This is a genomic window from Stenotrophomonas sp. GD04145 (genome assembly GCF_029835135.1).
Lineage (GTDB): Bacteria > Pseudomonadota > Gammaproteobacteria > Xanthomonadales > Xanthomonadaceae > Stenotrophomonas > Stenotrophomonas maltophilia_P.
Genome location: NZ_JAODZG010000003.1, coordinates 1 through 23,785 on the forward strand (window position 1 = coordinate 1; position 23,785 = coordinate 23,785).

17 protein-coding genes and 4 tRNA genes are annotated in these 23,785 nt (G+C 64.4%); 20 read left to right on the top strand and 1 reads right to left on the bottom strand.

The window, feature by feature from the left end; genetic code table 11:
* The 3 genes from pth to N7367_RS02090 all read left to right on the top strand — a co-directional run.
* Window positions 1-564 (top strand): aminoacyl-tRNA hydrolase (pth, locus tag N7367_RS02080; protein ID WP_279941639.1); only part of this gene is annotated, 564 nt, incomplete at its 5' end.
* 102 nt (window positions 565-666) lie between these two features.
* The gene (gene ychF / locus N7367_RS02085; protein ID WP_053520317.1) at window positions 667-1,758 is read left to right on the top strand and encodes a redox-regulated ATPase YchF; all 1,092 of its coding nucleotides are present in this window, start codon (window positions 667-669) and stop codon (window positions 1,756-1,758) included.
* A gap of 597 nt (window positions 1,759-2,355) precedes the next feature.
* Complete coding sequence (locus tag N7367_RS02090) at window positions 2,356-3,051, top strand: hypothetical protein (protein WP_279941640.1); 696 nt, start codon at window positions 2,356-2,358, stop codon at window positions 3,049-3,051.
* A 58-nt stretch (window positions 3,052-3,109) separates the two neighbouring features.
* Here the strand turns inward: N7367_RS02090 and N7367_RS02095 are convergent, their stop codons facing one another.
* A complete protein-coding gene (locus N7367_RS02095; protein WP_279941641.1) occupies window positions 3,110-5,848 on the bottom strand; it encodes a TonB-dependent receptor in 2,739 nt (912 codons plus the stop codon).
* 169 nt (window positions 5,849-6,017) lie between these two features.
* Between N7367_RS02095 and N7367_RS02100 the strand changes: the two genes are divergently transcribed.
* The 17 genes from N7367_RS02100 to rpsG all read left to right on the top strand — a co-directional run bounded on the left by N7367_RS02100 (window position 6,018) and on the right by rpsG (window position 23,733).
* Window positions 6,018-7,040: a cyanophycinase gene (locus tag N7367_RS02100; protein ID WP_279941642.1), complete on the top strand. Its 1,023-nt coding sequence runs from the start codon at window positions 6,018-6,020 to the stop codon at window positions 7,038-7,040.
* A gap of 88 nt (window positions 7,041-7,128) precedes the next feature.
* Entirely contained in the window at window positions 7,129-8,145 is a 1,017-nt protein-coding gene (locus tag N7367_RS02105) for an isoaspartyl peptidase/L-asparaginase (RefSeq protein WP_279941643.1), read from the top strand.
* 137 nt (window positions 8,146-8,282) lie between these two features.
* Window positions 8,283-8,368 (top strand) — tRNA-Tyr (locus N7367_RS02110).
* Between the two features lie 25 nt (window positions 8,369-8,393).
* Window positions 8,394-8,467 (top strand) — tRNA-Gly (locus tag N7367_RS02115).
* A gap of 48 nt (window positions 8,468-8,515) precedes the next feature.
* Window positions 8,516-8,591, top strand: a tRNA-Thr gene (locus tag N7367_RS02120).
* Window positions 8,592-8,630: 39 nt separating this feature from the next.
* A complete protein-coding gene (tuf, locus tag N7367_RS02125) occupies window positions 8,631-9,821 on the top strand; it encodes an elongation factor Tu (protein WP_065176003.1) in 1,191 nt (396 codons plus the stop codon).
* Window positions 9,822-9,924: 103 nt separating this feature from the next.
* Window positions 9,925-10,000, top strand: a tRNA-Trp gene (locus N7367_RS02130).
* A 48-nt stretch (window positions 10,001-10,048) separates the two neighbouring features.
* Complete coding sequence (secE, locus tag N7367_RS02135) at window positions 10,049-10,462, top strand: preprotein translocase subunit SecE (protein WP_053519951.1); 414 nt, start codon at window positions 10,049-10,051, stop codon at window positions 10,460-10,462.
* 10 nt (window positions 10,463-10,472) lie between these two features.
* On the top strand, window positions 10,473-11,036 hold the full coding sequence (gene nusG, locus N7367_RS02140; RefSeq protein WP_053519952.1) for a transcription termination/antitermination protein NusG: 564 nt from the start codon (window positions 10,473-10,475) through the stop codon (window positions 11,034-11,036).
* A gap of 231 nt (window positions 11,037-11,267) precedes the next feature.
* Complete coding sequence (gene rplK, locus N7367_RS02145; RefSeq protein WP_279941644.1) at window positions 11,268-11,696, top strand: 50S ribosomal protein L11; 429 nt, start codon at window positions 11,268-11,270, stop codon at window positions 11,694-11,696.
* 4 nt (window positions 11,697-11,700) lie between these two features.
* Entirely contained in the window at window positions 11,701-12,399 is a 699-nt protein-coding gene (gene rplA / locus N7367_RS02150) for a 50S ribosomal protein L1 (RefSeq protein ID WP_004154350.1), read from the top strand.
* Between the two features lie 388 nt (window positions 12,400-12,787).
* Window positions 12,788-13,318: a 50S ribosomal protein L10 gene (rplJ, locus tag N7367_RS02155; RefSeq protein ID WP_053519953.1), complete on the top strand. Its 531-nt coding sequence runs from the start codon at window positions 12,788-12,790 to the stop codon at window positions 13,316-13,318.
* Window positions 13,319-13,381: 63 nt separating this feature from the next.
* Complete coding sequence (rplL, locus tag N7367_RS02160) at window positions 13,382-13,750, top strand: 50S ribosomal protein L7/L12 (RefSeq protein ID WP_053519954.1); 369 nt, start codon at window positions 13,382-13,384, stop codon at window positions 13,748-13,750.
* 321 nt (window positions 13,751-14,071) lie between these two features.
* A complete protein-coding gene (gene rpoB, locus N7367_RS02165; protein ID WP_053519955.1) occupies window positions 14,072-18,226 on the top strand; it encodes a DNA-directed RNA polymerase subunit beta in 4,155 nt (1,384 codons plus the stop codon).
* Between the two features lie 89 nt (window positions 18,227-18,315).
* Window positions 18,316-22,539 carry a DNA-directed RNA polymerase subunit beta' gene (rpoC, locus tag N7367_RS02170; protein WP_053519956.1) on the top strand — a complete coding sequence of 1,408 codons (4,224 nt, stop codon included), beginning with the start codon at window positions 18,316-18,318 and terminating at the stop codon, window positions 22,537-22,539.
* A 333-nt stretch (window positions 22,540-22,872) separates the two neighbouring features.
* Window positions 22,873-23,247 (top strand): 30S ribosomal protein S12, encoded by a 375-nt coding sequence (rpsL, locus tag N7367_RS02175; RefSeq protein ID WP_004145320.1) that lies wholly within the window; start codon window positions 22,873-22,875, stop codon window positions 23,245-23,247.
* Between the two features lie 12 nt (window positions 23,248-23,259).
* Window positions 23,260-23,733 (top strand): 30S ribosomal protein S7, encoded by a 474-nt coding sequence (gene rpsG / locus N7367_RS02180; RefSeq protein WP_053519957.1) that lies wholly within the window; start codon window positions 23,260-23,262, stop codon window positions 23,731-23,733.
* The last annotated feature ends 52 nt before the right edge of the window (window positions 23,734-23,785 follow it).

The window sequence follows — 23,785 nt, forward strand, 5'->3', positions numbered from 1 at the left end:
CTGATCGTCGGTCTGGGCAATCCCGGATCGGAGCACGCCCGGACCCGGCACAATGCCGGGTTTCATTTCGTTGAGGCCCTGGCGGAAAAGGCAGGGGCGCGATGGAACGTGGACAGCAAGCTGTTCGGCGAGACCGCCAAGGTCGAGATCGCCGGGCAGACGGTATGGCTGCTCAAGCCTGCCACTTTCATGAACCTCAGTGGCAAATCGGTCACCGCCGCGCAGCGGTTCTGGAAGATCGAGCCCGAGGAAACCCTGTTGGCGCATGATGAACTGGACCTCCCGCCCGGTGTGGCGCGGCTCAAGTTCGACGGCGGTCATGGCGGCCAGAATGGCCTGCGCGACACCATCCGCCTGCTGGGTCACGGCAAGTTCCATCGCCTGCGCGTGGGCATCGGCCATCCTGGCCACAAGGATCGCGTGGTGGGCTGGGTGCTGGGCCGCCCGTCCAAGGACGACGACCTGCTGATCGCGCGCGCCATCGACGATGCGATCGACGTGATGCCGCTGGCCGTGCAGGGCGATTTCAATGAAGCGATGAAGCGCCTGAACACCCCGAAGTAGCTGCCAACCCCGGTTGGCACCCGCAATGATCGATTGAAACAGCTTGGGAAAGCGGCGCGCGCGCTGTTTTCCCAATCAATTTCACCCCAGAGGTTGTCAAAGATGGGTATCAAATGCGGCATCGTCGGCCTGCCCAACGTCGGCAAGTCGACCCTGTTCAACGCGCTGACCAAGGCGGGCATCGCCGCGGCGAACTTCCCGTTCTGCACCATCGAACCGAACGTCGGCATCGTGCCGGTGCCGGACCCGCGCCTGAACGAGCTGGCAGCGATCATCAACCCACAGAAGGTCATTCCGACCGCCGTGGAATTCGTCGACATCGCCGGTCTGGTCGCCGGCGCTGCCAGCGGCGAAGGACTGGGCAACAAGTTCCTCGCGCACATCCGCGAAGTCGATGCGATCACCCACGTGGTGCGCTGCTTCGAGAACGCCGACGTCATCCATGTCAACAACAAGGTCGATCCCATTTCGGATATCGAAACCATCGATACCGAACTGGCCCTGGCTGATCTGGACAGCGTCGAGAAGGCGCTGAACCGCGCCGAGCGCGCTGCCAAGGGTGGCGACAAGGAGGCCGCCGCGCGCAAGCCGGTGCTGGCCAAGCTGCAGGCTGCGCTTTCTGACGGCAAGTCCGGCCGTTCGGTGGGTCTGGACGAGGAAGAGAAGGCGCTGGTGCGCGACCTGTTCCTGCTGACCCTGAAGCCGGTGATGTACATCGCCAACGTGCTGGAGGACGGGTTCGAGAACAACCCGCACCTGGAAGCCGTGCGCGCGCACGCTGCCGCCGAGGGCGCGCAGGTGGTACCGGTGTCCGCCGCGATCGAGGAAGAACTGTCGCAGCTTGACGACGAGGATCGCGACACTTTCCTGGCCGACCTGGGCCTGAGCGAGCCGGGCCTGAACCGCGTGATCAACGCGGCCTACAGCCTGCTGGGCCTGCAGACCTACTTCACTGCCGGCGTGAAGGAAGTCCGCGCCTGGACCGTGCGCAAGGGTGCCACCGCCCCGCAGGCCGCCGCGGTCATCCACACCGACTTCGAGAAGGGCTTCATCCGCGCCGAAACCATCGCGTATGACGACTTCATCAAGTACAAGGGCGAAGCCGGTGCCAAGGAAGCCGGTCGCCTGCGTCTGGAAGGCAAGGAATACCGCGTGCAGGAAGGCGACGTGCTGCACTTCCGCTTCAACGTCTGACCCAGCGGCATCGGATCGACCCCGGACGCCCCGCCCCGAGCGGGGCGTTCGCGTTTCCGGGTGGATAAAAAAACACCACCCAGCGAAACGCTTGCGGTGTGCTGTTCGCCGGCACTTGTCCACAGCAAACTCCCATTGCTTTCCACGCGCGGTGTGGAAAACCCAGCGCACCGCTGTAGAGCCGAGCCCATGCTCGGCTGATGCCAGCCGGAGCCGAGCATGGGCTCGGCTCTACAGAAGCTTGTCCGCACGCCGTGGATAAATTTTCACCACGCTTCGAGACGCCTGCGCGACAACGCTCTCACCCACTTGTCCACATCAAGTTCCCATTGCCTTCCACGCTGCGTGTGGAAAACAATCGCAGTCGTGGACAAAAAATCACCATGCATGGAAACGCCTGAGGCGCAAGGCTCTCGCCTACTTGTCCACACCAAGCCCCCACCGCTTTCCACGCGTGGTGTGGAAAACCATGGCCAACAGCAGATTCCGATTTCGGACTTGTTGCATGGTGCGCGGCGCGGTGCTGCTTCAGGCTGGCCTCTGACCCTTCCACTGACACGGGCGGCATCATGCCTGCGCGCGACCCGGAGAGTTGCTATGACGACGCGAACGTATGGGTGGGTAGTGGCGATCGCGGCCCTCGGGTTGCTTCTGGCCTACGGCTGCCAATACATGGTCGTGCGGGCTGCACGAGGGAGTGCATCAGCCCCGGAGTGCAGTGCCGTCAGCCTGTTGAGTGCCATGCGCGAGCGGCTGCGACCCGAAGCGGACTTCAGCGAAAGCGGAGGTATCTACCTGGACTCTGTTGACCCGGAGGATCCAGAGGCGCTGATCGCCTATGCGGCACTGGGTCGCATCTGCCAGGAGCCAGCAGGACGACGCACCGACGAGGGGCAGGCCCTTGCCAGGCGGCTTGCCCGGATCGCATCCAGCTTCATCGTCGGGGGAAAGCTTGAGCCCGGTCGCTACGTCCTGACCGCGGCCACGGATGGCTCCCGGGGCGATGAAGTGGTGGCAGTGTCACCGGAACACCTTGCACTGCTGCGAAGCATGAACACCCGCACGCTGGGGAGGGCAGTGATGCTGATGGACAGCAAGCGTCCCTACGGTGATATGCATTACTTCTATATCGACATGGCCCGCGCGCTGGGGGAGCCGGTTCCGCTGGACGCGAATGGTAATGCGACGTTCGCGCCGGAGGTGATGGCCCGGTACGACGAACTGCATGGACAGATGCTTGATGTGGTCCGTGTCTTCTGGCGCTTTGCGGAGCCGGCGCAGTCTACGTCCTGAGCGGGGACGGAGGCCTGCACCCCCGTCCTTCCGCCTGACTTCAATGCAGCGGCACGCCTTACAGCGCGCTGCCGCCGAACTTGTGCGTGTACTGCAGATTGATCGTGCGGCCCACGCTGTCGAACCAGGAGACGTCGTAGTACGGGTACGCCGTGTACGTTGCGTCCTTCGGCGGCATCTTGTTGAACACGTTGACCACAGACAGAGACAGGCGCGAGTGGTCGTCGAAGCGATACTGCACCGACGCGTTGTAGCGGTACGTGGCCCTGATGTACGGGCTGTCGCCGCTGTCCCAGTCGAACACCTGGTCGTAGCTGTCCGAGGTGGGCAGCTTGCCCAGTCGCGAACCGTACACGGTGACCGACCACGCATCCTTTTCCCACGTCACACTGACGCTGCTCTTGGTGCGCGGGATGTCGAAGCCGCTGTTCACCGCGAACTGGTCCTCGATCGCATCGCCGGTGTAGCGCTGGAAATCGTGCTTCTTCACCCAGGTGTGGCTGCCGTTGAAGATGAAGTCACCGATACCGGTCTGCAGGCGGTAGCGCAGGCCCGCATCGATGCCTGAGGTCGACTCGCGTGCCACGTTGATCGGATTCACATGTACCCCGTACAGGCGGCCGTCGGCGGTCCGTGTCACCCGCGCAAGTGCGTCCACGCAGGTCGGTGACGTGATGTCGGCGTCGCCCAGGCGGCAGTTCGCTTCACTGGCCAGGATCGTGCGCACGTCCATGTCCTGCACCTGCCTGCGCATGTCGATGTCGAACCAATCCACCGAAAGATCCAGCCCTGCGGCCGGCGACCAGACGAAGCCTGCGCTCCACGAGGTGCTGGTCTCCGGGTCCAGCTCGCGGTTGCCGCTGCGGCTGCGGATGACGTTGCGCTCGTAGTCCGAGCAGTCGTCGGCCTGTTCGGCGCGGCAGCTGTACAGGTCCTCGGCGCTGGTCTCGTCGTTGCCGGGGCCGGCAAACACGTAGTGCAGGTCCGGGGCGCGGAAGGCCGTGCCGTACGAGCCGCGCACCAGCAGGCTCTCGACCGGGCGCCACTCAAGGCCGCCGCTCCAGGTCGCCTTGCCGATCGTGTGGCCGGAGTAGCGGTACTGGTCATAGCGACCGGCCACGCTCAGGTTGATCGTCTCGTGCAGCGGCATGCGCAGCTCGGCGGCCGTTGCCCAGCGGTTGCGCGAACCCTTGCCGTCGGAATCCTTCCAGCTGTAGTAGTAGTACTGGGTCGCCAGCGGATCGGGATTCAGCGCGTAGGCCTGCTGGCCCACTTCCACGGTCGCGGCAAAACCGGCATCGCCGCCGGGCAGGGCGAACAGCGAGCCGTTGGTCAGGGTTAGGGCGGCCGTCTCGGTGCGGGACTTCGGGGTATAGGTGGTGCGTGCGGCGATCGCGTCGTACTCGGCGCGGGTCAGAGGTCGGTACAGCCGCGACGGGTCGGCGTTGTAGATCGGGAAGCCGTCATCGTCCTCGCCCAGCTGCGGGCCCAGGAACAGGTCGTTGGCCCTGCCGGCGATGATCTGCGGCCAGCTGATCCGCGACTGGTACTGCGAATGGCTCAACGCCGCTTCGTAATCCCAGTTGCCGGCCAGGTTGCCCTTGAAGCCGGTGGTCACGCTGAAGGTCTTCTGCGTGCTGCGCACCATCGCGTTGCGCAGGCCACCCATTTCCTCGGGCGAGAACTGACGCTGCCAGAACTCGATTTCGCCGGTGGCTTCGTTGCTGAAGTAGCCCGACTCGTCGCCGTCGGCGGCCATCCGGCCCCACGACGTCACGTCGCGCATCAGCGCCAGCGTGTGGTAACCCATCTGCACGTCGGCGAACCACTGCTGGCCGTTGTCGAAGTCATAGCTCAGCGAGGCATAGCCGTTGGCGCCGCGGCGCTTGCTGAGGATGGTGCCGTAGCCGATCGACGCGTCGCTGCCGCAGTAGTAGCCATAGCGGGGGCGGAAGGCATGGTAGGTGCTGCCCTGGTTCTGTCCGCTCAGGGCATCGCAGGTGGCCGCGCCCGGATCCAGGTAGTCATCGTTGTAGTCGGTGCGCAGGTAGGCACGGCGGGCGATGCGCGAGCCCTCGGTCGGCCCGTCCTGGGTCGAATCCTGGATGTCGCGCTCATAGGCCCACAGCGGCGTCTGCGACTGCAGCTCCACGCTATACACTGCATTGAAGCGGCCCGTGCTGAACCCGCTGGACAGGCTCATGTCGAAGGAATCGCCACCGCCCTCACTGGTGGTACCCATGCGCACGTCGACCGTGGTGCCGTCGGCCTTCTTCTTGAGGATGAAGTTGACCACGCCGGCGATCGCGTCCGAACCATAGATGGCCGAGGCGCTGCCGGTCAGCACTTCGATGCGGTCGATCATGCCCAGCGGAATGTTGGACACGTCGGTGAAGTTGCTGCGGCCCTGGAACGGCATCGGGAAATCGGCGATGCGGCGGCCGTTGACCAGCACCAGGGTGTGGTTGGGTCCCAGCCCGCGCAGGTCGACCTGCTGTGCACCCGGCGAGAAGTCGGCGCCGCTGGAGGATTGCTGGCTCTGCGTCTCGCCACCGTTCTGGGTCATTGCCCGCAGCACGTCCGGCACGGTGGTGAAGCCGCTGGAACGGATCTGTTCGGCGTCGATCACCGTGATCGGGGCAGGGCCCTCGACCTGGGCGCGCGGAATGCGTGAGCCGGTGACCTGCACCGCATCGAGCTGCCGTACCGGAGAGGAGGCTGGAGCCTGGGCCGCCGCAGAAGCAGCAAGCCCCATCAACGCCAGCTGGATCGACCACGCCATCGCCTGTATACGCATGAGAAGTTCCCGGAAGTAATGCCGGCCCGCAGAGGAGGGGCCCATCCCCCATTCAGATTTCCGCAATGGGCGCCGGCATTTAACGCCTTTTTCATGCCCTTGACTACTGATGCCCCATCTGGCAAAGAGTGAAAACGCTTGCAGGTCGTTTCTGTTCAGGGAGATCAAGATGCGACGGTTCCATCGAAGGCTGCGTGACGTGCTTGCCGGCCTGGCAGTGCTGGTTCTCCTGGGCTCGCCGCTGGCCGCACCCGCGCAGGACCTGCAGGGGCCGGGATTCACCTATTACGAGACCGGCGATCTCGATGCCCCGCGACCGGGGCCGAGGGCGCCGGCGATGATGCTGATGGGCGGCGGAGAGTGGGTGCCGGAGGCGTTCCAGTGGTGGTTGAAGCAGGCCGGCAATGGCCGCGTGCTGATCCTGCGCGCCTCCGGCAGCGACGAGCTGCAGGAGCGTCTGCACCATGACATCGGCGGCACCACCGCCGTGCAGACCCTGGTGTTCGACAGCCGTCGTGGCGCCGACGACCCGGCCGTATTGCGGGTGGTAGCCGCGGCCGATGCCATCTTCATCGCCGGCGGTGACCAGTCGCGCTACATCCGCTTCTGGAAGGGGACCGCACTCAACCGCGCGCTCAATGCCCACGTCCGTGCCGGCAAACCGATCGCCGGCACCAGTGCCGGATTGGCGATCCTCGGTGGCTATGCCTACGGCGCGCTTGACGGTGGCAGCGTCACCTCCGCCGCCGCGCTGGCCGACCCGATGGGCAGCGCGGTGACGATGGACAGTGGCTTCCTGCAGATGCCCTATCTGCAGCGGGTGGTCACCGACACCCACTTCGACCGGCGTGATCGTCTCGGTCGCCTGATCGTGTTCGTCGCCCGTGCCGCGCAGGACAGTGGCGACCCGGACATGATCGGCATCGGCGTGGACGAAGACACCGCGCTGTGCGTGGAGCCTGACGGACGCGCGCAGGTCTACAGCGCCGATGGTCATGGCAGGGTCTGGGTGGTCCGCCCGGGCCGTGGCGCGGACCGGCTGACGCAGGGCGAACCGCTGCGTTTCCACGCTGTGCCGGTTACCGTGGTGGCAAGCGGTGGCCGCATGCGGCTGGACGACTTCCAGGCCGACGCCGACTATCACGCAGCGGTCGATGTTGACGGTGGCCGGATTGAACTGATCCGTCGCTGACCGCTGCTGCCGGCCGCGCGCCGGCGCTTCCCTTCAGGCATCTCGTCGAGCCTGCTCGATGGCATCGCTTCCATTTCCGGAGATATCGATGAAGCTTCATCTGGCGCTGTCTGCGCTGCTGTCCCTGCCGTTGCTCGCCCACGCTGCTCCCGGTGCGTCGCCCCTGCTGGTCATCCATGGCGGTGCCGGCGTCGAGCGCAAGGATCTGTCCGCCGCCGAAGAGAAGGCGGCACGTGCGGCACTCCGTGCGGCGCTGCTGAAGGGGCATGCCGAGCTGGCAGCCGGTCGCCCTGCACTGGCGGCGGTCACCGCAGCGATCACCGTTCTCGAGGACGATCCCACGTTCAATGCCGGCAAAGGCGCGGTGTTCACCCACGACGGGCGCAACGAGCTGGACGCGGCCGTGATGGATGGCGCCACCCAGGCGGCCGGCGCGGTGGCCGGCGTGCAGCGCGTACGCAACCCGATCCTGCTGGCAACGGCCGTGATGCAGGGATCGAAACACGTGATGATGGTCGGGCAGGGCGCTGAGGCGTTCGCCGTCGAGCAGGGCATGACCCTGGTCGATCCTTCGTACTTCCGCACCGACAAGCGCTGGCAGCAGCTGCAGCGCGCACTGAAGGAGGAGGCCGGCGGCCAGGCCCACGCCGACCTGGAAACGGCCCGGCACTTCGGCACGGTCGGTGCGGTTGCGCTGGATGCGCAGGGGCGCCTGGCAGCGGGGACCTCCACCGGAGGAATGACCAACAAGCGCTACGGGCGCGTCGGCGATTCGCCGATCATCGGCGCCGGCACCTGGGCCGATGCACGCTGTGCGGTGTCGGGAACCGGGTGGGGCGAGTACTACATCCGCACCGCTGCCGCGCACGAGATCTGCGCGCGTATCCGCTACCAGGGCCAGTCGCCGGCGGAGGCGGGCAGGGGCGTGATCAACGAGGCGATTCCGCAGATGGGTGGGGATGGCGGTGCGATCGTGCTCTCCGCCGATGGAAAAGCGGCCACGCCGTTCAACACGCAGGGCATGTACCGCGGCTGGATCGGTGCCGACGGCGTTCCGCATGTGGCGATCTTCGCCGACGAGGCCTTGGCACTGCCCGGGCAATAGGCTTGCGTATCAAAGGGTTTGCGACGCATGTGAAAAAAAGTGAAAAAAAGCGTTGACAGGCCCCCGCTTCATCTCCAGAATTGCGGGCTCACCACCACACACCGCAACGCTTCGGCGGCACGGGATGGGGTTGAAACGGAGGGATACCCAAGCGGCCAACGGGGGCAGACTGTAAATCTGCTGGCTTACGCCTTCGGTGGTTCGAATCCACCTCCCTCCACCAGCTTCACGTTGTGGCACTTCCCGGTGCGGGAGTAGTTCAATGGTAGAACCTCAGCCTTCCAAGCTGATGGTGCGGGTTCGATTCCCGTCTCCCGCTCCATTGAATGAACTTTGAATATTATCGAGTTCATGCCATAATGCAAAACTCGCTCACGTAGCTCAGTCGGTAGAGCACTTCCTTGGTAAGGAAGAGGTCGAAGGTTCGATTCCTTTCGTGAGCACCATCTTCAGCACCACACCAGACGAATTCGAGATAAGCAGCCATGGCCAAGGGTAAGTTCGAGCGCACCAAGCCGCACGTCAACGTCGGCACCATCGGTCACGTCGACCACGGCAAGACCACGCTGACCGCCGCGCTGACCAAGATCGGCGCCGAGCGCTTCGGTGGCGAGTTCAAGGCGTATGACGCCATCGACGCCGCACCGGAAGAAAAGGCTCGTGGTATCACGATCTCGACCGCGCACGTCGAATACGAATCCCCGACCCGTCACTACGCCCACGTTGACTGCCCGGGCCACGCTGACTACGTCAAGAACATGATCACCGGTGCCGCCCAGATGGACGGCGCGATCCTGGTGTGCTCGGCCGCTGACGGCCCGATGCCGCAGACCCGCGAGCACATCCTGCTGTCGCGTCAGGTCGGCGTGCCGTACATCGTGGTGTTCCTGAACAAGGCTGACATGGTCGACGACGCCGAGCTGCTCGAGCTGGTCGAAATGGAAGTGCGCGAACTGCTGAGCAAGTACGAGTTCCCGGGCGACGACACCCCGATCATCTCGGGTTCGGCCCGCCTGGCGCTGGAAGGCGACCAGAGCGAGATCGGCGTGCCGGCGATCCTGAAGCTGGTCGACGCGCTGGACACCTGGATTCCGGAGCCGGAGCGTGCGATCGACAAGCCGTTCCTGATGCCGGTGGAAGACGTGTTCTCGATCTCGGGCCGCGGCACCGTGGTGACCGGTCGTATCGAGCGCGGCGTGATCAAGGTCGGTGACGAAATCGAAATCGTCGGTATCCGTCCGACCCAGAAGACCACCGTGACCGGCGTGGAAATGTTCCGCAAGCTGCTGGACCAGGGCCAGGCAGGCGACAACGCCGGTCTGCTGCTGCGCGGCACCAAGCGTGACGACGTCGAGCGCGGCCAGGTTCTGGCCAAGCCGGGTTCGATCACCCCGCACACCGAGTTCGAAGGCGAAGTGTACGTGCTGTCGAAGGACGAGGGCGGCCGTCACACCCCGTTCTTCAACGGCTACCGCCCGCAGTTCTACTTCCGCACCACCGATATCACCGGCGCTGCCAAGCTGCCGGAAGGCGTGGAAATGGTGATGCCGGGTGACAACGTCAAGATGACCGTGACCCTGATCAACCCGGTCGCGATGGACGAAGGCCTGCGCTTCGCCATCCGCGAAGGTGGCCGCACCGTCGGCGCCGGCGTGGTCTCGAAGATCATCAAGTAAGCCTGCAGTACCGGCGGTTGCATAGCGCTGCCGGTCGCGCGAGTGGCGGGCCGGGAACCTCGGTCCGCCTTCGCCGTCTAAGGGAAGGCAAGTTTCAAAACGTACGCCAGTAGCTCAATTGGCAGAGCAGCGGTCTCCAAAACCGCAGGTTGGGGGTTCGAGTCCCTCCTGGCGTGCCATCTGCCCACCTTATCCAGCGGCCCTTGCCGCTAAAGCAGACACACCGGATGAATAGCAAGATCGAACATTCCAAGGACACCTCCGCCAGCGGTGGAGATATCGTCAAGTACGTTGCCGCATCCCTGCTGGTGCTGGCGGGTCTGTTCGTCTGGTTCTGGTTCTCCGCCGACTCCGGTCGCGCCGCCCAGCTGGGCGCGTGGGCGGGTCAGCTGCGTGCGTTGGCGGTCGTGGTCGGTCTGGTTGGCGGTATCGGCGTGTTCATGCTGACCGGCAAGGGGCGCGACACCCGCGAATTCCTCTCCGAGTCGCGCTTCGAACTGCGCAAGGTGGTCTGGCCGACGCGCCAGGAAGCCGTCCGCATGACCTGGGTCGTGATTGTCGTGGTGCTCATCCTCAGCCTGCTGCTGGGTGGCTTCGACTTCCTGATCCAGAAACTGACTCAGTGGTTCCTGAGCCGCTAAGGAGAATTGCATGAAGCGTTGGTACGTCGTTCACGCCTATTCGGGCTTCGAGAAGTCGGTGGCGCAGGCTCTGCGTGATCGCATCGTCCGTGATGGCATGGAAGAGCGCTTCGGCGACGTCCTGGTTCCGACCGAGGAAGTGATCGAGATGCGCGCCGGCCAGAAGCGCCGGTCCGAGCGCAAGTTCTTCCCGGGTTACGTGCTGGTCCAGATCGAGACCCACGAAGAAGCCGGTATTCCGCGCATCGACAACGAAAGCTGGCACCTGGTCAAGGAAACCCCGCGCGTGATGGGCTTCATCGGCGGTACCGCCGATCGTCCGCTGCCGATTGCCGATTCCGAAGCCGAGTCCATCCTGAACCGCGTTCAGGAAGGTGTCGAGAAGCCGCGTCCGAAGGTGCTGTTCGAGCCGGGCCAGATGGTCCGCGTCACCGATGGTCCGTTCAACGATTTCAATGGTGTGGTCGAAGAAGTCAACTACGAGAAGAGCCGTCTGCGCGTCTCGGTGCTGATCTTCGGTCGTGCCACCCCGGTCGAGCTCGAGTTCGGCCAGGTCGAGAAGCAGACCGGCTGATGCCCGGTGATGCTGCCGGCCACGGGCTGGCAGCCTTCAGGTCGCCCTCCCTGTTCAGACAGGGCGCCCAAAATCTGATATAGTGCGCGGCTCCCCGCTGGGAAGCCAGCAGGACGAGGCCACCGCAAGGTGGCCTTCGGCATGATTTCAAAACGCGATGCCGGGACGCGTGATTCCCGGTCCGATGGGGAGCCTGTTGTCGAAAGGCGCTAGCACCCGGAGAGTACTCACATGGCAAAGAAAGTTGTCGGTTACATCAAGCTGCAGGTGAAGGCCGGTCAGGCCAACCCCTCGCCGCCGGTCGGTCCTGCGCTGGGTCAGCGCGGCCTGAACATCATGGAATTCTGCAAGGCGTTCAACGCTGCCACGCAGAAGCTCGAGCCGGGTCTGCCGGTTCCGGTGATCATCACGGCCTACTCGGACCGTACGTTCACCTTCATCACCAAGAGCACCCCGGCCACCACCCTGCTGAAGAAGGCCGCTGGCATCTCGTCGGGCTCCAAGCGCCCGAACACCGATAAGGTCGGCAAGGTCACCCGTAAGCAGCTGGAAGAGATCGCCAAGGCGAAGGAACCGGATCTGACTGCCGCCGACCTGGACGCCGCCGTGCGTACCATCGCTGGCTCTGCCCGTTCCATGGGCCTCGTGGTGGAGGGTTAAGAAGATGGCACAGACCAAGCGTGAGAAGGCCATCAAGGCCGCCGTCGTTCCGGGCAAGGCTTACGCCTTCGAGGACGCGATCAACATCCTGAAGAGCGCCACCAAGGCCAAGTTCGTCGAGTCGATCGACGTTGCTGTGCGCCTGGGCGTCGACGCGAAGAAGTCCGACCAGCAGGTCCGTGGCTCCACCGTCCTGCCGGCCGGTACCGGCAAGTCGGTCCGCGTTGCCGTGTTCGCTCCGGCCGGTGCCAAGGCTGATGAAGCCCTGGCCGCTGGCGCCGAAGCCGTCGGCATGGATGACCTGGCCGAGAAGATGCAGGCCGGCGATCTGAACTACGACGTCGTCATCGCGACCCCGGACGCCATGCGCGTTGTCGGTAAGCTGGGCACCGTGCTGGGCCCGCGCGGCCTGATGCCGAACCCGAAGGTCGGCACCGTTTCCCCGAACCCGGGTGAAGCCGTGAAGAACGCCAAGTCGGGCCAGGTCCGTTACCGCACCGACAAGGCTGGCATCATCCACTGCACCATCGGCAAGGCCGACTTCGCCGAAGACGCGCTGAAGTCGAACCTGACCGCGCTGCTGCTGGACCTGATCAAGGCCAAGCCGGCCACCTCGAAGGGCACCTACCTGCAGAAGGTTTCGGTCAGCTCGACGATGGGCCCGGGCGTCACCGTCGACCAGTCGTCGCTGACCCTGAAGTAATTGTTTCAAGCGGTCACGGTACTTTCGGGTGCCGTGACCGTGACATTTGAAGGCATCGCAGGCAGCCCACCGCCTGCGGTAGCCGTCAAAGACCGCAGGCGCGGTCGTGGCAGGGCCGGCGACGGGCACGGAAGCTCGATATGGCAGGGAGTCGCCGCCGGAACAGTCATGAACGCTTAATCGATTCCCCGGAATCACCCTGCGTAGATGGTGCCCTTCTGGAGTTTTTCTGGTTCACGCACGTCTGGGTTTCCCAGGTTGGCCCACTCCAGGTCTAGAACGGCCCACCCCCCGGAACATCATCCTGGTGTTCCCGGCGTCCAGGACGGATGCCGCACAGGACCGCACACGGCAGGAGCCGTAAGCGGAGTTCAATTGGAGGAGTGCAATGGCTCTCAATCTGTCCCAGAAGCAAGAAGTAGTCGCCGAGCTGGCAGACGTCGCCGCCAAGGCCCACTCCTTGATCGCAGCCGAATACGCTGGCACCACGGTCGCCCAGATGACCGCGATGCGCAAGCAGGCTCGTGAAACCGGTGTTTTCTTGAAGGTTGTCAAGAACACCCTGGCTTCGCGCGCCGTTGAAGGCACCGAGTTCGCCGTGGCCCAGGACCAGATGGTTGGTCCGCTGCTGTACGCGTTCTCGCTCGAGGAGCCCGGCGCTGCCGGTCGCCTGATCAAGGAAGCCGCCAAGGGCAACGACAAGCTGAAGGCTAAGGTCGTCGCCATCGGTGGCGAAGTGTTCCCGGCAAGCCACGTCGACGTGCTGGCCTCGCTGCCGACCCGCGATCAGGCCCTGGCCATGCTGGCCCGCGTCCTGACCGAGCCGGTCACGATGTTCGCCCGCGCCATCAAGGCTGTTGGCGAGAAGCAGGGTGGTGGCGAAACCGCCGCTGCCGAGCCGGCCGCCGAGACCGCCTGAGTTTCGACTTACCGTGGTTCCTGACGGAACCTCAACCCAGAAAATCATCCAAAGGTATTAATCATGTCCCTTACCAACGAACAGATCGTCGACGCCATCGCCGAGAAGTCCCTGATGGAAGTGATGGAGCTGGTCAAGGCCATCGAAGAGAAGTTCGGCGTCTCCGCCGCTGCTCCGGTTGCCGTGGCTGCTGCCGCTGGCCCGGCCGCTGCTGTTGAAGAGCAGACCGAGTTCACCGTCACCCTGAAGTCGGCCGGCGAGAAGAAGGTCGAAGTCATCAAGGCCGTCCGCGCCATCACCGGCCTGGGCCTGAAGGAAGCGAAGGACCTGGCCGAAGCCGGTGGCGTCCTGAAGGAAGGCGCTTCGAAGGACGACGCCGAGAAGATGAAGAAGGACCTGGAAGCTGCTGGCGCGACTGTCGAAGTCAAGTAAGCACTTCCTTTGCATCGTCATCGATTCTCGGCGATGCAGCCAAGGCTGGGGGCGTAAGCCCCCGGCCTTTGGTCGTTGTTGCAGGCCCGCGTACTGCGCGGGTGGAATCAGGCGGTAGAAAGCCCAACACGGGCTGCGGTCAAATCCCGGCACGCCCGCGCATCGCGCGGCAGCAGGGAAGTAGATGCAGACGAGTTGGCAGTTGGAAGTAGCGGGAGAAGGCGTGCTGGTGCCGGCAATACCAGCGACTTCCAACTGACAATTTCAAAGTTCCCTTCAGGGTCGTGGACGCACGGCCCGCACAACAAGGTGGAAGACCTCATGACGTCCTATTCGTTCACCGAAAAGAAGCGTATCCGCAAGGATTTCGGCAAGCAGCGCTCGATTCTCGAAGTGCCGTTCCTGCTCGCGATCCAGGTGGATTCCTACCGTGATTTCCTGCAGGAGAACATCGATCCGGCCAAGCGTGCCGATCATGGCCTGCACGCCGCGCTGAAGTCGGTCTTCCCGATCGCCAGCTACAGCGGCAATGCCGCCCTGGAGTACGTCGGCTACAAGCTGGGCGAGCCGGTCTTCGACGAACGTGAATGCCGCCAGCGCGGCATGAGCTACGGCGCCCCGCTGCGCGTGACCGTGCGCCTGGTGATCTACGACCGCGAGTCGTCGACCAAGGCCATCAAGTACGTGAAGGAGCAGGAGGTCTATCTGGGCGAAATCCCGCTGATGACCGAGAACGGCACCTTCATCGTCAACGGCACCGAGCGCGTCATCGTCTCGCAGCTGCACCGCTCGCCGGGCGTGTTCTTCGACCACGACCGCGGCAAGACCCACAGCTCGGGCAAGCTGTTGTACAGCGCCCGCATCATCCCCTACCGCGGTTCCTGGCTGGACTTCGAGTTCGACCCGAAGGACGCGCTGTTCACCCGTATCGACCGCCGCCGCAAGCTGCCGGTGTCGATCCTGCTGCGCGCGCTAGGCTACAGCAACGAAGAGATGCTGGCCGAGTTCTTCGAGATCAACACCTTCCACATCAACCCGGATGAAGGCGTCCAGCTGGAGCTGGTGCCGGAGCGCCTGCGTGGCGAAACCCTGGGCTTCGACCTCGCCGACGGCGACAAGGTCATCGTGGAAGCCGGCAAGCGCATCACCGCGCGCCACATCAAGCAGCTGGAAGCCTCGGGCATTGCGGCCCTGGCCGTGCCGGACGACTACCTGGTCGGCCGCATCCTGTCGCACGACGTGGTTGATGCCTCGACCGGCGAACTGCTGGCCCAGGCCAATGACGAGATCAGCGAAGAGCAGCTGCAGAACTTCCGCAAGGCAGGCGTCGATGCGGTCGGTACCCTGTGGGTGAACGACCTGGATCGTGGTCCGTACCTGTCCAACACCCTGCGCATCGATCCGACCAAGACCCAGCTGGAAGCACTGGTCGAGATCTACCGCATGATGCGTCCGGGCGAGCCGCCGACCAAGGACGCCGCGCAGAACCTGTTCCACAACCTGTTCTTCACCTTCGAGCGCTACGACCTGTCCGCGGTCGGCCGCATGAAGTTCAACCGTCGCGTGGGCCGCAAGGAAACCACCGGCGAAGCCGTGCTGTACGACAGCAAGTACTTCGGTGAGCGCAACGACGAAGAGTCCAAGCGCCTGGTCGCTGCCCATGGCGACAGCTCCGACATCCTGGACGTGATCAAGGTCCTGACCGAGATCCGCAATGGTCGCGGCGTGGTCGACGACATCGATCACCTGGGCAACCGTCGCGTGCGTTCGGTCGGTGAAATGGCCGAGAACGTGTTCCGCGTCGGCCTGGTCCGCGTCGAGCGCGCGGTCAAGGAACGCCTGTCGATGGCCGAGTCCGAAGGCCTGACGCCGCAGGAACTGATCAACGCCAAGCCGGTCGCTGCCGCCATCAAGGAGTTCTTCGGCTCCTCGCAGCTGTCGCAGTTCATGGATCAGAACAACCCGCTGTCGGAAGTGACCCACAAGCGTCGCGTCTCGGCCCTGGGCCCGGGCGGCCTGACCCGTGAGCGCGCCGGCTTCGAAGTGCGCGACGTGCACCCGACCCACTACGGCCGCGTCTGCACCATCGAAACGCCGGAAGGCCCGAACATCGGTCTGATCAACTCGCTGGCCGTGTACGCCCGCACCAACCAGTACGGTTTCCTCGAGACCCCGTACCGCAAGGTCGTGGACGGCAAGGTCTCCGACGAGATCGAGTTCCTGTCGGCGATCGAGGAAAACGAGTACGTCATCGCCCAGGCCAACGCCCTGACCGATGCCAAGAGCATGCTGACCGAGCAGTTCGTGCCGTGCCGCTACCAGGGCGAGTCGCTGCTGAAGCCGCCGGCGGAGGTCCACTTCATGGACGTCTCGCCGATGCAGACCGTGTCGATCGCGGCCGCGCTGGTGCCGTTCCTGGAGCACGATGACGCCAACCGCGCACTGATGGGCGCGAACATGCAGCGTCAGGCCGTGCCGACCCTGCGTTCGCAGAAGCCGCTGGTCGGCACCGGCATTGAGCGCGCCGTGGCGCGTGACTCCGGTGTGACCGTGAACGCCCGTCGTGGCGGTGAGATCGTGCAGATCGACGCCGCCCGCATCGTGGTCAAGGTGGTCGAGGAAGAGATCGTCGGTGCCACCGACGCCGGCGTCGACATCTACAACCTGGTCAAGTACACCCGTTCCAACCAGAACACCTGCATCAACCAGCGTCCGCTGGTCCAGGTGGGTGACGTCATCGCCCGCGGCGACGTGCTGGCCGACGGTCCGTCCACCGACATCGGCGAACTGGCCCTGGGCCAGAACATGCTGATCGCGTTCATGCCGTGGAACGGCTACAACTTCGAAGACTCCATCCTGCTCTCCGAGCGCGTGGTGGAAGAGGATCGCTACACCACGATCCACATCGAAGAGCTGACCTGCGTCGCGCGCGACACCAAGCTGGGGCCGGAGGAAATCTCCGCCGACATCCCGAACGTTTCCGAGCAGGCGCTGAACCGCCTGGACGAGAGCGGCGTGGTGTACATCGGTGCGGAAGTCCGCGCCGGCGACATCCTGGTCGGCAAGGTCACGCCGAAGGGCGAGAGCCAGCTGACCCCGGAAGAGAAGCTGCTGCGCGCGATCTTCGGCGAGAAGGCTTCGGACGTTAAGGACAGCTCGCTGCGCGTTCCGCCGGGCATGGACGGCACCGTCATCGACGTGCAGGTCTTCACCCGCGACGGCATCGAGAAGGACAAGCGTGCGCGCCAGATCGAAGAGTCGGAAATCAAGCGCGTCAAGAAGGACTTCGACGACCAGTTCCGCATCCTGGAAGCCGCCATCTACATGCGTCTGCGTTCGCAGATCGTCGGCAAGGTGGTCAACGGCGGTGCCGGCCTGAAGAAGGGTGACGTCATCACCGACGCGTACCTGGACGGCCTGAAGAAGGCTGACTGGTTCGTGCTGCGCATGAAGGACGAGGACGCTTCGGAAGCCATCGAGCGCGCCCAGAAGCAGATCCAGGCGCACGAGAAGGAATTCGAGCGTCGCTTCGCCGACAAGCGCGGCAAGATCACCGCAGGCGACGACCTGGCTCCGGGCGTGCTGAAGATGGTCAAGGTGTTCCTGGCCGTGAAGCGCCGCATCCAGCCGGGCGACAAGATGGCGGGCCGCCACGGCAACAAGGGTGTGGTGTCCAACGTGGTGCCGGTCGAGGACATGCCGTACATGGCCTCGGGCGAAACCGTGGACATCGTGCTGAACCCGCTGGGCGTGCCGTCGCGTATGAACATCGGCCAGATCCTGGAAGTGCACCTGGGCTGGGCCGCCAAGGGCCTGGGCCGCAAGATCCAGGCGATGCTGGAAGCCCAGGCGGCCGTTGCCGACCTGCGCCGATTCCTGGACGACATCTACAACCACGATGACACCAACGTGGCCAACCGTGTCGACCTGTCGCAGTTCAGCGACGAGGAGCTGCTGCGCCTGGCCCGTAACCTCACCGACGGCGTGCCGATGGCCACCCCGGTGTTCGACGGTGCCACCGAAGCGGAAATCAAGCGCATGCTGGAACTGGCCGATCTGCCGAGCAGTGGCCAGACCCAGCTGTACGACGGCCGCACCGGTGAAGCGTTCGATCGCCACACCACCGTGGGTTACATGCACTACCTGAAGCTGAACCACCTGGTCGACGACAAGATGCACGCGCGTTCGACCGGTCCGTACTCGCTCGTCACCCAGCAGCCGCTGGGCGGCAAGGCGCAGTTCGGTGGCCAGCGCTTCGGTGAAATGGAAGTCTGGGCGCTGGAAGCCTACGGCGCGGCCTACACCCTGCAGGAAATGCTGACGGTGAAGTCCGATGACGTGCAGGGCCGCAACCAGATGTACAAGAACATCGTCGACGGTGAGCACGAGATGGTCGCGGGCATGCCGGAATCCTTCAACGTGCTCGTGAAGGAAATCCGCTCGCTGGCCATCAACATGGAACTGGAAGACAACTGATCCATGCCGGCGCGGCGGCTCCCTCCGCCGCGCCGCTGGCAGTGACCTGAAAGCCCATCGACACAGCATTCCTCCTTCTGGAGAACACCATGAAAGACCTGCTCAATCTCTTCAACCAGCAGCGCCAGACGCTGGACTTCGACGCGATCAAGATCGCGCTGGCTTCGCCGGACCTGATCCGCTCGTGGTCCTTCGGCGAAGTGAAGAAGCCGGAAACCATCAACTACCGTACCTTCAAGCCGGAACGCGACGGCCTGTTCTGCGCCGCCATCTTCGGCCCGGTCAAGGACTACGAGTGCCTGTGCGGCAAGTACAAGCGCATGAAGCACCGCGGCGTGGTCTGCGAGAAGTGCGGCACCGAAGTGACCCTGGCCAAGGTGCGCCGCGAGCGCATGGGCCACATCGACCTGGCCTCGCCGGTCGCGCACATCTGGTTCCTCAAGTCGCTGCCGTCGCGCATCGGCCTGATGCTGGACATGACCCTGCGCGACATCGAGCGCGTGCTGTACTTCGAAGCCTACGTGGTGACCGAGCCGGGCCTGACCGCCCTGGAGCGCCGCCAGCTGCTGACCGAAGAACAGTACCTGCAGGCCCGCCAGGAGCACGGTGACGATTTCGACGCCGCCATGGGCGCCGAGGCCGTGTACGAACTGCTGCGCACGATCGACCTGCAGTCGGAGATGACCCGCCTGCGCGAGGAGATCGCCGCGACCGGTTCGGAAACCAAGCTGAAGCGACTGACCAAGCGCATCAAGCTGATCGAAGCCTTCCTGGAGTCGGGCAACCGTCCGGAATGGATGGTGATGACCGTGCTGCCGGTGCTGCCGCCGGACCTGCGTCCGCTGGTGCCGCTGGACGGTGGCCGCTTCGCGACCTCCGACCTGAACGACCTGTACCGCCGCGTCATCAACCGCAACAACCGCCTGCGCCGCCTGCTCGAACTGAGCGCGCCGGACATCATCGTGCGCAATGAAAAGCGCATGCTGCAGGAATCGGTCGATGCGCTGCTGGACAACGGTCGCCGTGGCCGTGCCATCACCGGCACCAACAAGCGCCCGCTGAAGTCGCTGGCCGACATGATCAAGGGCAAGCAGGGTCGCTTCCGTCAGAACCTGCTGGGCAAGCGCGTGGACTACTCGGGCCGTTCGGTCATCGTGGTCGGTCCTTACCTGCGCCTGCACCAGTGCGGCCTGCCGAAGAAGATGGCGCTGGAACTGTTCAAGCCGTTCGTGTTCGCCAAGCTGCAGCGTCGTGGCCTGGCCACCACCATCAAGGCCGCCAAGAAGCTGGTCGAGCGCGAAGAGGCCGAAGTCTGGGACATCCTGGAAGAGGTCATCCGCGAGCATCCGGTGATGCTGAACCGCGCGCCGACCCTGCACCGTCTGGGCATCCAGGCGTTCGAGCCGGTGCTGATCGAAGGCAAGGCCATCCAGCTGCATCCGCTGGTCTGCACCGCGTTCAACGCCGACTTCGACGGTGACCAGATGGCCGTCCACGTGCCGCTCTCGCTGGAAGCCCAGCTGGAGGCGCGTGCGCTGATGATGTCGACCAACAACATCCTGTCGCCGGCCAACGGCGAGCCGATCATCGTGCCGTCGCAGGACGTCGTGCTGGGTCTGTACTACATGACCCGCTCGCTGGAAAACAAGAAGGGCGAGGGCATGGCCTTCGCCAACATCGCCGAAGTCAAGCGCGCCTACGACAACCGCGTGGTGGAACTGCACGCCAAGGTCAAGGTCCGCATCACCGAGGTGGTGACCGACGAGGAAGGCAACAAGCAGAACAAGACCTCGATCGTGGATACCACGATCGGTCGCGCCCTGCTGGCTGAAATCCTGCCGGAAGGCCTGCCGTTCGCGCTGGCCAACACCGAGCTGACCAAGAAGAACATCTCGCGCCTGATCAACTCCAGCTACCGTCAGCTGGGTCTGAAGGACACGGTCGTGTTCGCCGACAAGCTGATGTACACCGGCTTCGCCTACGCAACCCGCGCCGGCGTGTCGATCGGTATCGACGACATGCTGATCCCGGACGAAAAGCGCGGCATCCTCACCGAGGCCGAAGCCGAAGTGCTGGAAATCCAGGAGCAGTACCAGTCGGGTCTGGTCACCGCTGGCGAGCGCTACAACAAGGTGGTCGACATCTGGTCGCGCACCAACGAGCGCATCGCCAAGGCGATGATGGACACCATCGGTACCGAGAAGGTCGTCAATGCCAAGGGTGAGACCATCGATCAGAAGTCGATGAACTCGCTGTACATCATGGCCGACTCCGGTGCACGAGGCAGCCAGGCGCAGATCCGTCAGCTGGCCGGCATGCGCGGCCTGATGGCCCGCCCGGACGGCTCGATCATCGAGACGCCCATCAAGGCGAACTTCCGCGAAGGCCTGAACGTGCAGGAGTACTTCAACTCCACCCACGGTGCCCGTAAGGGTCTGGCCGATACCGCGCTGAAGACCGCGAACTCGGGTTACCTGACCCGTCGACTGGTCGACGTGGCGCAGGACGTGGTGATCACCGAGGTGGATTGCGGTACCACCGAAGGCCTGATCATGACCCCGATCGTGGAAGGCGGTGACGTGGTCGAGCCGCTGAAGGACCGCGTGCTGGGTCGCGTGGTTGCCGAGGACGTGTTCCTGCCGGGCAACGACGAAGATCCGATCGTCACCCGCAACACCCTGCTGGACGAGCAGTGGGTCGCCAAGCTGGAAGATGCCGGCGTGCAGAGCATCAAGGTGCGTTCGACGATTTCGTGCGAATCGGCCTTCGGTGTCTGCGCTCGCTGCTACGGCCGCGATCTGGCCCGTGGCCATCTGGTCAACATCGGTGAAGCGGTCGGCGTCATCGCCGCCCAGTCCATCGGTGAGCCGGGTACCCAGCTGACCATGCGTACCTTCCACATCGGTGGTGCGGCGTCGCGAGCTGCTGCGGTCGACAACATCACCGTCAAGACCACCGGCTCGGTCAAGTTCAGCAACCTCAAGTCGGTCGAGCATGCCAACGGCTCGCTGGTGGCAGTGTCGCGCTCGGGCGAAATCTCGGTGCTCGATGCCCACGGCCGTGAGCGTGAGCGCTACAAGCTGCCGTACGGTGCGACCATCACGTCCAAGGACGGCGATGCGATCAAGGCTGGCCAGACCGTGGCCAACTGGGATCCGCATAACCACCCGATCGTGTCGGAAGTGGCCGGCTTCATCCGCTTCATCGACTTCGTCGACGGCATCACCGTCATCGAGAAGACCGACGAGCTGACCGGCCTGGCCTCGCGCGAAATCACCGATCCGAAGCGTCGTGGTACCCAGGCCAAGGACCTGCGCCCGATCGTGCGCATCGTCGACGCCAAGGGCAACGACCTGTCGATCCCGGGCACCGATCTGCCGGCGCAGTACCTGCTGCCGCCGCGCTCGATCGTCAACCTGCAGGATGGCGCCCCGGTGGGCGTGGGTGACGTCGTCGCCAAGATCCCGCAGGAAGCCTCGAAGACCCGCGACATCACCGGTGGTCTGCCGCGCGTGGCCGACCTCTTCGAAGCGCGCAAGCCGAAGGATCCGGCGGTGCTGGCCGAGCGTTCGGGCATCATCAGCTTCGGCAAGGACACCAAGGGCAAGCAGCGCCTGATCATCAAGGACACCGATGGTTCGGAGCACGAAGAGCTGATTCCGAAGTACCGCCAGGTCATCGTGTTCGAAGGCGAGCATGTCACCAAGGGTGAAACCATCGTTGACGGCGAGCCGAGCCCGCAGGACATCCTGCGCCTGCTGGGTGTCGAACCGCTGGCGGCCTACCTGGTCAAGGAAATCCAGGACGTGTACCGCCTGCAGGGCGTGAAGATCAACGACAAGCACATCGAGGTGATCACCCGCCAGATGCTGCGCAAGGTCGAGATCACCGATCAGGGCAGCAGCAAGTTCCTGAACGGCGAGCAGGTCGAACGCCAGCGCGTTATCGAGGAGAATGCCCGCCTGTCGACCCGCAACGAGCTGCCGGCGCGGTTCGATCCGGTCCTGCTGGGCATCACCAAGGCCTCGCTGGCCACCGAGTCGTTCATCTCGGCGGCGTCGTTCCAGGAGACCACCCGCGTGCTGACCGAAGCGGCCGTGCGCGGCACCTCGGACAACCTGCGTGGCCTGAAGGAAAACGTCATCGTCGGCCGTCTGATTCCGGCCGGTACCGGTCTGGCGTACCACAGCCAGCGCCGTCGTGGCGCGTCCGGCCTCACCGAGTCGGAGATGCAGACCCTGGCCGGCACCCCGGCGGCGGTCGAGGCTCCGGCAGTGGAAGCCGAGACCGAACAGGCTGCGGGCGAGGAATGAGGTGACCGGTCCGGCCGCAAGGCCGGACCCACCTTTGCGGTAACGCCCGGGGACATGCCCGGGCGGGCTTGAAGGGCAGGGCGGCGCAGGCCGTCCGACCTGGCTGTAGCGGCAGGCGGCTCCATCCGTGGAGGGCCGGTCGAACCTGAACGGGGTACATGGAGGCCCCCCAGTAACGTTCCGGGATCAGGGACGGGCTTGACAGGACGCGTTTGACGTCGTTCCTGGCAGGTTGCTACAATCGTCTGTCTCAGCAGGCCAGAATTTTGGCCTGCTTTAACATTTCCGCATCTCTGGCCGGATTTTCCGGCCACCAATCAGAAGAACCTACTGATGGCGACGATCAACCAGCTGGTCCGCAAGCCGCGGCAAGCGACCACCTACAAGAGTGCCTCGCCGGCGCTCGACAAGTGCCCGCAGCGCCGTGGCGTCTGCACCCGTGTCTACACCACCACTCCGAAGAAGCCGAACTCGGCCCTTCGCAAGGTTGCCAAGGTCCGCCTGACCAACCAGGAAGAAGTGATTTCCTACATCGGTGGTGAAGGCCACAACCTGCAGGAGCACTCCGTGGTCCTGATCCGCGGCGGTCGCGTCAAGGACCTGCCGGGTGTGCGTTACCACACCGTTCGTGGCTCGCTCGACGCCGCCGGCGTTGCCAAGCGTCGCCAGGCCCGTTCCAAGTACGGCGCCAAGCGTCCGAAGGCCTAAGGAGAGAGCACTATGTCGCGTAAGGGTAATACTCCGCAGCGTTCCGTCCTGCCCGATCCGAAGCACGGAAGCGAAACCATCGCCCGCTTCATCAACATGGTCATGCAGAGCGGCAAGAAGTCCGTCGCCGAAAAGATCGTGTACGGCGCCATGGACGTGATCACCGAGAAGAACAGCAGCGCCAACGCCATCGAGCTGGTGCAGAAGGCGCTGGACAACGTCGCTCCGGCGGTCGAAGTCAAGTCGCGTCGCGTCGGCGGTGCCACCTACCAGGTGCCGGTCGAAGTGCGTGCCTCGCGCAAGATGGCTCTGGCCATGCGCTGGCTGATCGACTCCGCGCGCAAGCGTGGTGAGAACACCATGCCGAAGAAGCTGGCTGCTGAACTGATCGACGCCTCGGAAAACCGTGGTGGCGCCATCAAGAAGCGCGAAGAAACCCACCGCATGGCCGAAGCCAACAAGGCATTCGCCCACTACCGCTGGTGAGTTTGACGGCCTTGCAAAACAGGCAGGGCAGCACCACCTAGGTGCTGCCTCG